15 protein-coding genes are annotated in these 14,208 nt (G+C 60.8%); 9 read left to right on the forward strand and 6 right to left on the reverse strand.

Features of this window, described 5'->3' with window-relative positions:
- Window positions 1–120 precede the first annotated feature (120 nt).
- Window positions 121–1,905 carry an SLC13 family permease gene (locus BM174_RS14525; protein ID WP_093924573.1) on the reverse strand — a complete coding sequence of 595 codons (1,785 nt, stop codon included), beginning with the start codon at window positions 1,903–1,905 and terminating at the stop codon, window positions 121–123.
- Window positions 1,906–2,018: 113 nt separating this feature from the next.
- Complete coding sequence (locus BM174_RS14530) at window positions 2,019–2,597, reverse strand: FMN-dependent NADH-azoreductase (RefSeq protein WP_093924574.1); 579 nt, start codon at window positions 2,595–2,597, stop codon at window positions 2,019–2,021.
- A gap of 121 nt (window positions 2,598–2,718) precedes the next feature.
- Here BM174_RS14530 and BM174_RS14535 point away from each other — a divergent pair, with 121 nt between their 5' ends.
- Together BM174_RS14535 and BM174_RS14540 are read left to right on the forward strand one after the other, a co-directional pair.
- Entirely contained in the window at window positions 2,719–3,597 is an 879-nt protein-coding gene (locus BM174_RS14535; protein ID WP_093924575.1) for a LysR family transcriptional regulator, read from the forward strand.
- A complete protein-coding gene (locus BM174_RS14540; RefSeq protein WP_093924576.1) occupies window positions 3,594–4,490 on the forward strand; it encodes a DMT family transporter in 897 nt (298 codons plus the stop codon). The genes BM174_RS14535 and BM174_RS14540 overlap by 4 nt, the downstream gene beginning before the upstream one ends.
- Before the next feature lie 319 nt (window positions 4,491–4,809).
- Here the strand turns inward: BM174_RS14540 and BM174_RS14545 are convergent, their stop codons facing one another.
- Entirely contained in the window at window positions 4,810–5,154 is a 345-nt protein-coding gene (locus tag BM174_RS14545; protein ID WP_093924577.1) for an ArsR/SmtB family transcription factor, read from the reverse strand.
- Window positions 5,155–5,374: 220 nt separating this feature from the next.
- Between BM174_RS14545 and BM174_RS14550 the strand changes: the two genes are divergently transcribed.
- From BM174_RS14550 to BM174_RS14570, 5 genes are all read left to right on the forward strand, one after another.
- Entirely contained in the window at window positions 5,375–5,725 is a 351-nt protein-coding gene (locus BM174_RS14550; protein WP_093924578.1) for an AtpZ/AtpI family protein, read from the forward strand.
- A 1-nt stretch (window position 5,726) separates the two neighbouring features.
- Window positions 5,727–6,485, forward strand: a complete 759-nt coding sequence (locus BM174_RS14555; protein WP_093924579.1) for a F0F1 ATP synthase subunit A — start codon at window positions 5,727–5,729, stop codon at window positions 6,483–6,485.
- A gap of 59 nt (window positions 6,486–6,544) precedes the next feature.
- Window positions 6,545–6,769 (forward strand): F0F1 ATP synthase subunit C, encoded by a 225-nt coding sequence (locus BM174_RS14560; RefSeq protein ID WP_007816449.1) that lies wholly within the window; start codon window positions 6,545–6,547, stop codon window positions 6,767–6,769.
- 85 nt (window positions 6,770–6,854) lie between these two features.
- Entirely contained in the window at window positions 6,855–7,412 is a 558-nt protein-coding gene (locus BM174_RS14565) for a F0F1 ATP synthase subunit B' (RefSeq protein WP_093924580.1), read from the forward strand.
- Between the two features lie 3 nt (window positions 7,413–7,415).
- On the forward strand, window positions 7,416–7,976 hold the full coding sequence (locus tag BM174_RS14570) for a F0F1 ATP synthase subunit B (protein ID WP_093924581.1): 561 nt from the start codon (window positions 7,416–7,418) through the stop codon (window positions 7,974–7,976).
- A 140-nt stretch (window positions 7,977–8,116) separates the two neighbouring features.
- On the opposite strand, the gene BM174_RS14575 is transcribed toward BM174_RS14570, so the two are convergent.
- Both BM174_RS14575 and BM174_RS14580 read right to left on the reverse strand, forming a co-directional pair.
- Window positions 8,117–8,671, reverse strand: coding sequence for a hypothetical protein (locus BM174_RS14575; RefSeq protein WP_093924648.1), 555 nt, complete (start codon window positions 8,669–8,671; stop codon window positions 8,117–8,119).
- Between the two features lie 155 nt (window positions 8,672–8,826).
- The gene (locus BM174_RS14580; RefSeq protein WP_093924582.1) at window positions 8,827–9,594 is read right to left on the reverse strand and encodes a FadR/GntR family transcriptional regulator; all 768 of its coding nucleotides are present in this window, start codon (window positions 9,592–9,594) and stop codon (window positions 8,827–8,829) included.
- Between the two features lie 121 nt (window positions 9,595–9,715).
- Here BM174_RS14580 and BM174_RS14585 point away from each other — a divergent pair, with 121 nt between their 5' ends.
- The gene (locus BM174_RS14585) at window positions 9,716–10,009 is read left to right on the forward strand and encodes a hypothetical protein (protein WP_093924583.1); all 294 of its coding nucleotides are present in this window, start codon (window positions 9,716–9,718) and stop codon (window positions 10,007–10,009) included.
- 195 nt (window positions 10,010–10,204) lie between these two features.
- Window positions 10,205–13,660, forward strand: a complete 3,456-nt coding sequence (smc, locus tag BM174_RS14590; RefSeq protein ID WP_093924584.1) for a chromosome segregation protein SMC — start codon at window positions 10,205–10,207, stop codon at window positions 13,658–13,660.
- 134 nt (window positions 13,661–13,794) lie between these two features.
- Here smc and BM174_RS14595 read toward each other — a convergent pair whose 3' ends face one another.
- Window positions 13,795–14,205, reverse strand: a complete 411-nt coding sequence (locus BM174_RS14595) for a rhodanese-like domain-containing protein (protein ID WP_093924585.1) — start codon at window positions 14,203–14,205, stop codon at window positions 13,795–13,797.
- Between the last annotated feature and the right edge of the window lie 3 nt (window positions 14,206–14,208).

Genomic DNA, 14,208 nt, shown 5'->3' on the forward strand with positions numbered 1-14,208 from the left:
GGAGGGCGATCCCCGCACAAGGCAGGGACCGGAAGGCTTTGCTCCCGGGGTTTGGCCAGCGTTTAGGCCGCTTGGCCGTGCGAGTCAAGCGGGGCGGCAGGAACCGCCCCGCGTGTAGCGCTAGAGCGGGAAGAAGATCGTGATGGCAAAAACCGCCGCTGCGCCGACGATCAGGTTCATCGGTACACCAACTTTCAGGAAGTCGCTAAAGCGGTAGTTGCCCGCACCGTAGACCAGCGTGTTGGTCTGATAGCCGATTGGGGTGGCAAAACTGGCCGAAGCGCCCATCATCACCGCCACCACCAACGCCCGAGGATCAATGCCCAGTTGCGACGCCATCGAGATCACAATCGGGGTCAGCACCACCGCCACGGCATTGTTGGTGACCAGTTCGGTGAGCACCGAGGCGGTGACATAGACCGCCGCCAGCAGCACAATAGGCGGCAGGCCGTCAAGCAGCGGGGTCAGCACATCAACGATCAGTTGCACAGCGCCGGTATTTTCCAGCCCCGCGCCGATCACCAGCATCGCAAAGATGAGCATCAGGATAGAGGCATCAATCGAGCCCCAAGCCTCGTCACTATCAATACAGCGCAACACAAGGATCGCCGCGACCGCGAGGATCGCCAGTGAGGTAATACCTGCCACCCCCGCCGCCGCCAGCCCGACAACTGCGAGCAGGGAGGCAATCGCAATCGGTGCTTGTTTGCGGCGATAGGCCCGACCCGAGGGCCGCGAGACCGAGACGACCGTGCCGCGATCGGCCAGCGCATCCAGCCCTTTGGCCGTGCCTTGCAATAATAGCCGATCCGCAGGGCGCAGGCGCACCGACCAAAGATCAGGCCCTGCAATATGTTTGTGACGGTCCGCGCCCAGAATACGCAGGCCATAATCAGCACCCAAGCCGCTTTCGCCCAAAGTGCCGCGTCCTGCGGCCAAACCGGGCGGCACAATGGCCTCGGCGACAATCAACTCTTCTTCCTCGCGGGGCCGTCCGGCATGGCGCAGGCCAACTTGCAGACCCGCGATGTCATTCAGCGTCAGCAGCTCAGAGGTAGGCAGCGTCATGATCAAGGTGTCCCCCTTGGCCAAAACCTGCTCGGCCAGACCCGACCGCTGGATCACCCCGCCACGGCGGATGCCCTTTACGCTGATCTCGGCGCGGGTGAACTGGGCCGTATCTTCGAGTTTTTGACCGATCATCGGGGCGGTGCTGCGCAGACTGACTTCGGTCAGAAAGCGGGTTTCGGTGAGCATCGACTGCGCGCCCGCGCTTTCACGGTTGGGCAGCAAAAACCGCCCCGTCAGAGCCAGAAACGCCAGTCCGGTGAGGGCTGCGATAATCCCCACGGGTGCGATTTCGAAAATGCCGAACGGCTCCATGCCGCTTTTGCGTGCCACCCCGTCCACCAGAAGGTTGGTTGAGGTGCCGATCATCGTGCAGGTGCCGCCAAGGATCGAGACATAGGAGAGCGGGATCAATAGTCTGGTCGAAACAATCCCGACAGCGTGGCTGAGCTTGAGCACCAGCGGGATCAGGATCAGCACTACGGGCGTGTTATTCACAAACGCCGAAGCCACAAGCGTCGCCATAAAGAAGGTGACCAAAGCCAGTGCGGGACGGGTGCGGGCGCGTTCGACAATGAACCCTGCCATCGCATCCAGAACGCCGGTGCGCACCAGCGCCCCCGATACCACAAACATCGCGGCAATGGTGATCGGCGCGGAGTTTGAAAACACCGCCATCACATCATCGGTGCTGACCAGCCCCAACAGCATAAAGATCGCGGCACCGCCAATCGCGGTGGTGTCGGGTGGGTATTTCTCGATGATGAAAAGAACAAAAACGCCAACCAGTAAGGCCAGCGCGATCAGGTCTTCGGACCCTGCAATCCAGTCGTGCATTTCTGCCCCTCTTTTTGGCGTCATTGCACCACAGATTTAACACCGGTCAAGGGGGTCCGGTTCCCCGCCCGTCATGCGACAGGCGGGAAATCTTTTTTGCAGCGCCAGTCCGCTTATGCGGCCAGTGCGTCCACGGCTGCATTGGCGTTTGCGATGGTTTTATCAGCGTCCATCGCCAGCGCATCCGCCGCGATGACAGTCACGTCGGTGATACCGATAAAGCCCAAGACATGGCGCAGGTAGGTGCTGGCGAAATCCATCTCGGAGCCAACAGGCGTGCCGCCCGATGCAAAAGCAACAATAACACGTTTGCCTTTGATCAGACCCTCGGGGCCATCAGCCGTATAGCGGAATGTTTCACCAGCGCGGGCGATCAAATCGATCCAAGCTTTCAGCGACGCCGGGACGCTGAAGTTATAGACAGGCGCGCCGATCACGATTGTATCTGCGGCGCGCAGCTCGGCGATCAGGGTATCTGAGAGCTCCAGAGCGGCTTTCTGCTCGGCGTTGCGATCTTCGCCGGGCACAGCACGGGCCACGGCCCATGTATGGGTGATCTGTGGCAGCGGCGTTTCGGCGAGGTCACGCACAGTGATATTGGTGTCGTCCAGCGTCGCGATGATACGATCAGTCAGCGTACGGGTAACGGAGGTTTCAGTGTTGGCAGACGAGTCGATGCGTAGAATAGACATGAGCGATGCTCCTTGAAGAGGGTGAAAACGATTGTCTCCTGCCGCTTTATTTGTATCTTGCATCTTCGAACGCAACGCGGAAAATGGCGCAGGTAATGTTCGCTGACGCACAGAGGGCACAATGGACAACTGGGACGAGATCAAAACGGCCTATCAGGTGGCGCGCCTAGGCACGGTGAGCGGCGCTGCCGAAGTGCTCGGCGTGCACCATGCGACGGTGATCCGCCATATCGACGCTTTGGAGGCACGGTTGGGGGTGCGGTTATTCCAGCGCCATGCCCGTGGCTATACCGCAACCGAGGCGGGCGAGGACCTGCTGCGCGTGGCCAAAGCGACCGACGATCAATTCTCGCAACTGGCGGGGCGCATCAAGGGCCGTGGCGCCGAGGTCTCGGGCGAACTGGTGGTCACCTCTCTCGAAGCCTTGTCGCCCCAAATCGCGCCAATGCTGGTTGCCTTCCAGCACGCACATAGCGATGTGATCGTGCGGTATGTCACCGGTGATCGCTTGTTCCGGCTGGAGTATGGCGAGGCCCATGTCGCAATCCGCGCGGGTGCGCCGCCCGATCAGCCTGACAACGTTGTCCAACCGCTGCGCGACCAGCAAGTCGCAGCCTATGCCAGCCGCGATTACGTGGCCGCGCATGGCATTCCCAAAGACGGCGACAGCCTGCACAAACACCGCTTTATCGGCCCCGACGACCGCAATAGCCGCGCACCCTTCTACATCTGGCTGGCGGCGAACGTCCCCGACAGCAGCGTCACCTTCCGCTGCTCGGATTCCCGCTCGGTCGAGGCCGCGCTCACCGCAGGCGCGGGCATCGGCTTTCTCTCTGCCGTGCGCGCCCGCAGTTTCCCCGACCTCGTGGAAATCTACCCGCCGCGCCCTGAATGGGTGGCGCCCCTGTGGCTGGTCACCCATGTTGATCTGCACCGAACCGCCAAAGTGCAGGCGCTGCTGGGCTTTCTCAAATCCAAGGTAACCGAGGCCGGTATATGACCCCTGGCACGCAGGGCCATCTGGCCATGTTCGCATTTTCAGCCCTTGTTGCGGGGTCTTTCTCGCTCGGGGCGCTGGTCGCCAATGACATTGATCCCGCCGCCTTTAACGCGCTGCGTTTTTGCATCGGCGCGGTGATCGTCGGCGCATTGGCATGGCAGCGCGGCGTGATGACCCGCAAAAGCTTTGAAGCGCCGTGGCGCTACATTGTGCTTGGCGGGCTGTTTGCGATCTATTTCGTACTGATGTTCGAGGGGCTGAAAACCGCCCGCCCGATCAGCGCCTCGGCGGTCTTTACCCTCGTGCCGGTGATGGCCGCCGGTTTTGCATGGCTGGTGCTGCGCCAAAAGCTGACGTCGCGGATGGCGCTGGCGCTCAGCATCGGCGGTTTGGGCGCACTTTGGGTAATCTTTCGCGGCGACCTCATCGCGCTAATGCGCTTTGATATCGGGCGCGGGGAGGCGATCTTTTTCGTCGGATGCATCAGCCACGCACTCTATACTCCGATGGTCCGCCGCCTGAACCGTGGCGAATCCGCCGTCACCTTCACCTTCGGCACAATGCTCGCAGGTGCGGTGTTGCTGCTGGTCTACGCCCGCGCCGAACTGGCGGTGATCGACTGGGGCAGCCTGCGCCCGCTGGTCTGGGTCACGCTGATCTATGTCGCGGTCTTTGCCTCGGCCATCACCATCATCTTGCTGCAATTTGCCACCCTGCGGCTGCCCTCGGCCAAGGTGATGGCCTATACCTATCTGACGCCCACATGGGTGATCGCGTGGGAGATCGGGTTGGGCAATGGCGTGCCCGGTCCGATGGTTCTGGGGGGCGTCATGATGACCATCCTCGCGCTCTACCTGCTGCTGCGCGACGACGATCTGCCGCAAAAATCGTAATCTGTGGGAACCCTGCGGGATGTTTCTGCGTTTGGACGTAACGCAAAGCAGAATAGGGACAGATCAATGCGCTCCGTTATTTACCTCGTCGGTCTCGTAGTGATTGTCCTTGTTCTGCTTAAGTTCGTTTTCGGCGCGATCTGACCCCTCACAGGGGCTCGTCCCTTCCCTCAAAACTGCTAAAGGAAATATCATGCGGAACATCATTTACATCATCGGTCTCGTCGTCGTGGTTGTTGCTATCATCAGCTTCGTCTTCTGATACCGCCACAGAACTGATCGAATTCAAGCGCGCGTCCCGTAAGGGAGCGCGCTTTTTTCATGGCTCATCGGCATTTCTGGCGCTGCCAAGCTCGCCCGCCAGAAACCGTTCAAACGCGTCAAGGTTCACCGGCTCGAACTGCCCGAACCCCTGCATCCAGACCGAAGTCGCCTGCAACGCGTCCGGTTCCAGCTTGCACCAAGTTACCCGCCCGCGCTTTTCTTGCGAAATCAGCCCGCAACGCTCCAACACCCGCAGGTGTTTTGAGATCGCGGCCAAGGACATCTCGAACGGCTCGGCCACATCGGTGACGGCCATGTCATCCTCCAGCAGCATCGCGAGGATGGCGCGGCGCGTGGGATCCGCAAGAGCGGCAAAGGTGATGTCGAGCGCGTTGGTCATTTCCCAGCATGTGCGCGTCCCGCGCCCCATCGTCAACCAAATGGTTGAATATGCGCAAACTTGCAAAATCCGCGGTTACCGCGCCATTTCGCGCCTGCTGCCAACTTCATTTGGCAAAATAAACTCAGGAAAACAGCGATTTATACGCCGTCACAGCAGTGTTGACTCTGTCCCCGTCCAACAGTAGCACCACCCCAAGACTTTTAGTGGGGATAGTGGCGTGACCGACCCGGACCAACAGCAGCAACTCTCGCAGCTTGAGGCCAAGATCGACGCCGCTAAAAAGCGCAGTGCGCCCAAACCCCGTCTGGAAGAACATCATTCTCAGGCTCAACTGGCCTGGCGCATGGTGATTGAGTTAGTGGCCGGTCTCGGGATCGGTTTCGGCATCGGATACGGATTGGACCTGCTCTTTGGGACCCTGCCGATCTTTATGGTGCTGTTTGTGATGCTGGGCCTCGCGGCCGGAGTGAAGACAATGCTCCGCTCCGCGCAGGAAATCCAGTCGAGGAAAGTGGCCGAAGAGGCCGGATCAGACGCTACCCGCAAGGGTGAAGACAGGGGAGCCTGAAATGGCGACAGAAGCACAAGGCGAAGAAGCAGGCGGTCTGGTATTTCACCCGATGGACCAGTTCATCGTGGAGCCGTTCTTTGGTGAGGGTGCCGTTGCATGGTACACGATCACCAACGCGACATTCTGGATGGCGCTCGCTGTGCTGACCACCTTCGCATTGCTGGTTTTGGGCACCTCGCGCCGTTCAATCATCCCAACACGGATGCAGTCGGTTGCTGAGCTGGCTTACGGCTTTGTCTATAAAATGGTCGAAGACATCTGCGGCAAAGAAGGGGTCAAGTATTTCCCCTATATCATGACATTGTTCATGTTCATCGTGACCGCAAACTTCCTCGGCCTGATCCCGACAGCCTTTTCACCCACCTCGCATTTCGCGGTAACGGTCGTGCTGGCTCTGGCCGTGTTCCTGACTGTGACGGTCCTTGGTTTTGTGAAGAACGGCACGGCATTTCTGGGTTTGTTCTGGGTCGCTTCGGCACCTCTGGCCCTGCGTCCGGTTCTGGCGATCATCGAACTGATCAGCTATTTCGTGCGCCCCGTAAGCCACTCCATTCGTTTGGCGGGCAATATCATGGCGGGCCATGCGGTGATCAAGGTCTTTGCGGGCTTTGCTGCCATCGCTGTTATTTCTCCGGCTTCCATCGTCGCGATCACCGCGATGTACGGGCTCGAAGTTCTCGTGGCCTTCATCCAGGCCTACGTTTTTACCATCCTGGCATGCGTGTATCTTAAAGACGCTCTGCATCCCGGTCACTGATCATGGGGCATCGCGCGCCCCGTACTAAAACTCAACTTCCAACCCATAGGAGAATACTCATGGAAGGCGAACTCGCACACATCGGCGCAGGCTTGGCAGCAATCGGTTCGGGGGCTGCGGCCATCGGCGTCGGCAACGTGGCAGGCAACTTCCTGTCCGGCGCCCTGCGCAACCCATCGGCAGCAGCCGGCCAGACAGCCACACTGTTCATCGGCATCGCGTTTGCCGAAGCTCTGGGGATCTTCTCGTTCCTCGTCGCTTTGCTGCTGATGTTCGCCGTCTAATCTAACGGACCTGACATCGGCCGCCGCGCAGAGGTCCATGACCTCGGCGCGGCGGTAACGGCAGATTTTCCGGAGAGATACCAAGATGGCTACAGAAACAAATAGCGCCGGTTTGACCGACGCCGCCGCTGGGGTAGATCACGCCGCTTCGGCACCCGGCATGCCGCAGTTGGATTTTTCCACCTGGGGCAACCAGATCTTCTGGCTGGTGCTTGCCTTGCTGGCAACCTACTTCATCCTGTCGCGTGTGGCCCTGCCACGCATCGGCGCGGTGTTGGCAGAACGCCAAGGCACCATCACCAACGATATCGCGGCTGCCGAAGACCTTAAGGCCCGCGCAATCGAGGCCGAAGCCGCCTATGACAAGGCCCTGATCGACGCCCGCGCGGAAGCGCAGTTGATCGTGACCAAAGCGCGTGCCGACATCCAGGGCGACCTGGATGCAGCAATCGCTATGGCCGACGCCGAAATCGCTGCTAAATCGGCGGAATCGGAAAAAGCCATCGCCGACATTCGCGCCTCCGCTATGGAGAACGTGAAGGAAGTGGCAAAAGACACCGCTCAGGAAATCGTCGCTGTCCTTGGTGGCACTGCCGATGCCGGAACGGTCGAAACTGCCGTCACAGCACGGATGAAAGGATAAACCATGCGTTTCACCCTTGCGACCCTGCTGACGGCTGTTGCTGCCTCCCCCGCGTTCGCCGCGACTGGCCCGTTCTTCTCACTGGGTAACACCGACTTTGTGGTGTTGCTGGCGTTTATCCTGTTCATCGCCGTATTGTTCTATTTCAAGGTGCCGTCCACGTTGGGCAGCATGTTGGACAAGCGCGCCGACGGTATCAAAACCGAACTCGAAGAAGCCCGCGCCCTGCGTGAAGAAGCACAGACCTTGCTTGCCAGCTATGAGCGTAAGCAGAAAGAAGTGCAGGATCAGGCCGACCGTATTGTGACCGCCGCCCGTGAAGAAGCCGAATCCGCAGCCGTGCAGGCCCGCGCGGAGTTGGCCCGCTCGCTGGAGCGTCGCATCGCAGCTGCAGAAGAACAGATCGGTTCGGCGCAAGCTGCTGCCGTGAAGGACGTCCGTGACCGTGCTGTGACAATTGCGATCGCCGCAGCACGTGACGTGATTGCCAAACAGATGACCGCCGCCGACGGCAACAAGCTGATCGACGATGCCATCGCACAGGTAGATGCAAAGCTGCATTAATCTGCAGTTTAGCTAAAGTATAAGAAGGCCCCGGTTTACGCCGGGGCTTTTTGCGTTTGTCAGGGCTGGAAATTAAAGCCGGTTACGGCGAGGCAGAACCGCTCCTGTCGCATGATCCCAAGACGCGCGCCGCTCTCGCGTCAGTTTACCGACCTGAGCTTAGGCTTTGCTTTGATACGGTCGATCTCCTGCTGGGCTGTTTTCTGGCACTTCGGGCAGATCGAATAACTCTTGGCAAAGTTTCCGGGCTCTGGCCTCACCTCTAGGTCAATCCACTTTCCGCCAATCTGAAACGCACAGCAAATCGAACAGCGCGTCGTATCATGATGATCGGGGAAGGCGGCAATGCGCCTGATGCCCGCGCTCTGGCGCTTCTCGATCAAGGCATGGTCCACGGTCAGCATGCCCGATGCATGAGGCTTCACGATGAGCCGGAACAAGCGATACAGATCTGGCGTATCGCAGCGATACAGGGCGCTGAATTCTTCATATTCAATCCGGCAAACATGGAAAATACCGAACAGATAATCGCGGGTCTGGTGGCCTTCGATAAAGTCCCAGATTTCGCGTCCCAGAACCTTATCTGCCACAGACTCCGGCGCGTCCTCCTCCATGGCGTACTGATCCCAATGCGGGCCGACCGAGACGATGCGATCCTCCTCATTCAAGGTGTAACTGTTCGTGATATCTTCCAAGCCAGCTTCCATCAATTAACTTAACAAATCTGCGATTATGTTAAGCCAAATCTGCCAAGCAATCTACAGTTGTGGAACAAACCAATTTTTCACGCTTCTGTTGCTGGCGGGCGAGCGCCGTTTGAGCTTTCAGCGGAGGTACTTAACTCTGCAGGTCAGCTCTTGGTTTCGTGCTCCAACCGCAGTTGGGCGATGTCCTCGTGGTGGGTGGTCTTTTGCTGGTCGAGCAGGGCGGCTTGGACGTAATCCAGATGTGCCTCCACTGCGGCCCTTGCGGCAATCGCATCACGGCTTTGCAGGGCGTCGTTAATGGCGCGGTGCTGGTCCAGCAGGGCGCTGCGCGAAGTGCGTTGGTTGAACATCACCTGACGGTTATAAAACACCCCGCCGCGCAGCAGGTCATACATCGAGCGCATCATATGTAACATGACGACGTTATGGCTCGCCTCGACAATCGCCATGTGGAACTGCGCGTCGAGTGCGGCTTCTTCGCTGGCGATACGCTTTTCATGCGCCGCTTCCATCCGGCCAAATACCGTCCCGATCACGGCCAGATCGGTGTCCGAGCCGTAGCGCGCCGCACGGGTGGCGGCCAGCCCCTCCATGTCGCGCCGGAACGACAGATAATCCAGCACCGCTTCGTCATGCCGCGCGAACAGATCGACCAGCGCAGGCGAAAATGCCCCTGCCAACACGTCCGACACGAATATCCCCGCACTGGCGCGGGTGTCCAGCAGCCCCAATTTCTGCATCGTGGCTACCGCTTCACGCAGCGAGGGGCGCGATACGCCCAGCCGCTCTGCGAGGTCGCGTTCGGCAGGCAGCTTTTCACCGGGGCGCAAGATGCCACGCAGGATCAAAAGCTCGATCTGCCGCACAACGGCTTGGGACAGCTTTTCAGGGGTGACGGGGCGGAAGGGCATGCGAAATCCTTTGATTAAATCCAGCATATGACTGCGCAATGTGAACTGCAACTCAGGCCGTGATGCGCCGATTGGTCCCTCAGCAAGGTTTTGTTAACCAATCTGCGGCCAAGTTGGGGGTATGAAACCTCTGTCCTTGTTCGTTACGCTCTCCCTGCTCGGCGGCTGTAACACCGCTGGCCCCGCTTTTCGCGGCCTCCCCGCTACGCGCGTAGAAGTCGAAGGATCGGTGTTTGACGTGCGCGTGCAGGGCGAGACAGCAGAGGCGATCCGCGTGAACATGCAATATGCGCCGCGTTTCGGCCCGATCAAAAAGCGCGCCGCCATTGCGATGGCCCGTGTCAGCGGCTGCGAGGTAAAGCGGGTTCTCGGCGATCAAGCGCAGGCAACAGGTGTTTTGGATTGTGGCGACTGAAGCGGGAGGGTATTGCGTCAAAACTCGGAACGGGCGGGTGCTGCGACAAGCTGCAAATGCTTTACGTTCCGCTTCGTGACCTACTACATTTAGGGGGTCGCACCCGCGCATATCCTTTTTATAGGGTGTGAGAGTTGACACAAGGGCCCTTAGCCCGCCATTTTCGGTAGAGCCGAGGAATCATCGGAGCAGGCGTTGCGCTTTTCCAAACTAAGACTGACAGGCTTCAAAAGCTTTGTGGACCCGACCGATCTGATCATCGCGGACGGGTTGACTGGCGTTGTCGGGCCGAACGGCTGCGGCAAGTCCAATCTGCTTGAGGCGTTGCGCTGGGTGATGGGCGAAAACCGCCCCACAGCAATGCGCGGCGGCGGCATGGAAGACGTGATCTTTGCCGGTGCGGCCACCCGTCCGGCGCGTAACTTCGCCGAAGTCTCCCTGCATATCGACAACAGCGAACGGCTGGCCCCTGCGGGCTTTAACGACAGCGACGGGCTTGAGATTGTGCGCCGCATCACCCGCGATGTCGGCTCCGCTTATAAGGCAGCGGGCAAGGATGTGCGGGCGCGCGATGTGCAGATGCTGTTCGCCGATGCCTCCACCGGTGCCCATTCACCCGCCTTGGTGCGCCAAGGCCAGATCGCCGAGCTGATCAACGCCAAGCCGAAAAACCGCCGCCGCATTCTGGAAGAGGCGGCAGGAATTTCCGGCCTTTACCAACGGCGGCATGAGGCCGAGCTGAAGCTGAACGGCGCCGAGTCCAATCTGACCCGTGTCGATGATGTGATCGAACAACTTGCCGCACAATTGGCGCAGCTGGCCCGCCAGGCCCGCCAAGCCGCTCGCTACCGCCAGATCGGCGAAGAGCTGCGCCGCAGCGAGGGCATGTTACTCTATCGTCGCTGGCGCGAAGCCGACGAAGCCCGCGCCCGTGCTGATGATGAATTGCGCGGCCGCGTGACGGCAGCGGCGCAGTCCGAGCAGGTTGTGCAACAGACGCTAAAGGCGCGTGGGGCGGCGGAGGAGGCCTTGCCGCCACTGCGCGAAGAAGCTGCAATCGCAGCCGCAGTCGTGCAGCGGCTCACCCTGCAACGCGACACTTTGTCAGAGCAGGAAACCCGCGCTCAAGCCACCATCTCGACGCTATCCAGCCGCATCGCCCAGCTGAGCCGCGACATTGAGCGTGAAGGCGGGTTAAACAGGGACGCCGAAGACACCATCGCCCTGCTTGACCGAGAGGCCCGCGATTTGGCGGATGCGAGCGAGGGCCATGAAGACGCGCTGGAAGCTGCCTCCGATGCCGCCCGCGAGGCCGCTACGGTTTTGCACGAGCGCGAGGGTGATCTGACCCAACACACCGAAGACGTCGCCCGGCTTGCTGCACGCCACGGCTCGGTCGAGCGGCTGTTGGTGGACAACCGCAAAATTGCCGACAAGGCCGAGGACGACGCGCACAAAGCGCAGGATGCCGTGGTGCAAAGTCGCGCGGCCCTTGAAAAAGGCGGCGCAGATTTTGCCGCAGCGCAGGCGGCCGAAGCGACGGCTGTTGCTGCCGCAGCCGCAGCGGATGCCGCGCTGAATGCGGCCGAAGATGCCCACGCCGCAACCCATGTCCGCGAGGCCGACGCCCGTGGCGAACGCTCCGAAGCGGAAGGCGAGATGAATGCCCTGCGCGCCGAAGCTGCGGCGCTGGCCAAACTGGTTGAGCGCGACACAGCCGAAGGCGGGCAAATTCTTGACCGTTTGCAGGTTGAGCACGGGTTTGAGAAAGCCTTGGGCGCGGCCTTGGCCGATGATCTGCGTAGCCCGCAAGTGGACGCCGACGGTCCCTCCGGCTGGACGGTAATGCCCGCCTATGCGTCGCCGCAGGGGCTGCCTGCCGGGGTTACGCCGCTCTCGCAGCACGTCTCGGTGCCCGAAGTGCTGACGCGGCGGATGAGCCAGATCGGTGTGGTCGATGCGGATGATGGCGCACGCCTGCAATCTGCTTTGATGCCCGGCCAAAGACTGGTCTCGACCGAGGGCGATTTGTGGCGCTGGGACGGATTTCGCGCCTGGGCCGAGGATGCGCCTTCGGCGGCGGCCTTGCGGTTGCAACAGCTGAACCGCCTTGAGGTCCTGAAGCAGGCGCTGGAGCAGGCAAGCCAGCGGGCCGAGGGCGCGCGCGCCGCGCATGAGGCGCTGACACGCACGCTGGCCGCGCAGGCCGAGGCGGACAAACGCGCCCGCGAGGCGCGGCGCGATGCCGACCGGATGGTGGCGGACGCGGGTCGTGCGCTCAGCCGCGCCGAGGCTGATCGCAACCTAGCCGAGGGGCGGCTGGAAAGTCTGGGCCTTGCTGTGAAACGCCACGAAGAAGAGGCGATGGCGGCACGCGGGCGGGTGATCGAGGGCGAGCGGGCGCTGGCAGAACTTGGCGATCTTGGGGCAGCACGCGCCCGTGTGGATGACATCCGCATGGCCGTGGAGGCATCGAGGATCACCATGATGTCGCGCCGCTCCGCCTATGACGAATTGCGCCGTGAAGGCGAGGCCCGCAGCAAGCGCGCACAAGATGTAACCAAGGAGCTGGCTGGTTGGCGGCATCGGCTTGAGACAGCCGAAAAACGCACCACCGAACTTGCCGAACGCAAATCCACGTCGGAGGCAGAGCTCGCCGAGGCCAGTGCCGCCCCGGTCGAGATTGCCGCCAAGCGCGATGCGTTAAATGACGATATTACCAAGGCCGAGGCGCGGCGCGTACAAGCGGACGATGCTTTGGCGCAGGGCGAGACCACGTTGCGCGAAGCCACGGTGGCCGAGCGCGACGCCGAACGTCTCGCCTCGGAAGCGCGTGAAGCGCGGGCGCGGTCCGAAGCACGCTCTGAGGCCGCGCGCGAGACTGTTGCTGCCGCCGCCGAGCGAATCGCCGAAGAGAGCCAGCAGACGCCAAACCAGTTGCTGACCTCGCTGGAGGTAAACCCCTCTGACATGCCCGACGCCCATGCGCTGGAAGGCGATGTGAGCCGGTTGAAACGCCAGCGCGATGCGCTCGGCGCGGTTAATCTGCGCGCCGAGGAAGACGCCAAGGAAGTCCAAGTGGAGCACGACGAGCTGGTCACGGAAAAGGCCGATCTCGAAGAGGCGATCAAGACTTTGCGTTCAGGCATTGCCAGCCTCAACCGCGAAGGGCGCGAACGGCTTTTGACCGCTTTTGAACAGGTAAACACCAACTTCTCGATGTTGTTCACGCATTTGTTTGGCGGGGGCGAAGCCAATCTCGTGATGGTCGAATCCGAAGACCCGCTGGAGGCTGGTTTGGAGATCCTGTGCCAACCGCCCGGCAAGAAGCTGAGCACGTTGAGCCTGCTTTCGGGGGGCGAACAGACGCTGACTGCGATGGCGCTGATTTTCGCGGTATTCCTTGCCAATCCCGCCCCGATCTGTGTGCTCGACGAGGTGGACGCACCGCTGGACGATGCCAACGTCACGCGGTTCTGCGACCTGCTCGACGAGATGTGCCGCCAGACCGATACGCGATTCCTGATCATCACCCACCACGCGGTGACGATGGCGCGGATGGACCGGTTGTTCGGGGTCACGATGGCCGAACAGGGTGTGAGCCAGTTGGTCTCGGTCGACCTGAAAAAGGCGGAGACACTGGTGGCGTGAGCCCGCAGGTGATGGGGTCATCCACGGGGAACACATTGTTATTTAATGGTTAATGTTAATAATAGGCTAAGCCTGCGGGCTTAACCTTTGGCGGGAATACCGCTGTGAAATCAAAACAGGACTTCGGGCGGACGTTAGGATTTGTCGGCTTTCGGCGCAGGCTTCTCCACCGGCCCGCCCGCTTTCTCCCACGCGCCGAAGCCTTCCTTCAGGTGCGCCGCGTCGAACCCCATGTCTTGCAACGTCGCGACCGAGATCGCCGAGCGCCAGCCGGAGGCGCAGTGAAACACAAACTTCTTGTCCTGCTGCGCGAAGACCTCCTTGAAGTAGGGGCTGTCGGGATCGACCCAGAATTCCAGCATGCCGCGCGGGCAGTGAAAGCTGCCGGGGATGAAGCCGCTGCGCTCGCGCTCGCGCGGGTCACGCAGATCGACGAATTGCACCGAAGGGTCCTCCAACATCGCGATGGCATCGGGGGTCTCTATCTCGGTGATCCGCGCACGGGCGTCGGCAACCATCTGGGCGGCAGTTTTCTTGAGCGTCATGTC

Source organism: Sulfitobacter brevis, from assembly GCF_900112755.1.
Classification (GTDB): domain Bacteria; phylum Pseudomonadota; class Alphaproteobacteria; order Rhodobacterales; family Rhodobacteraceae; genus Sulfitobacter; species Sulfitobacter brevis.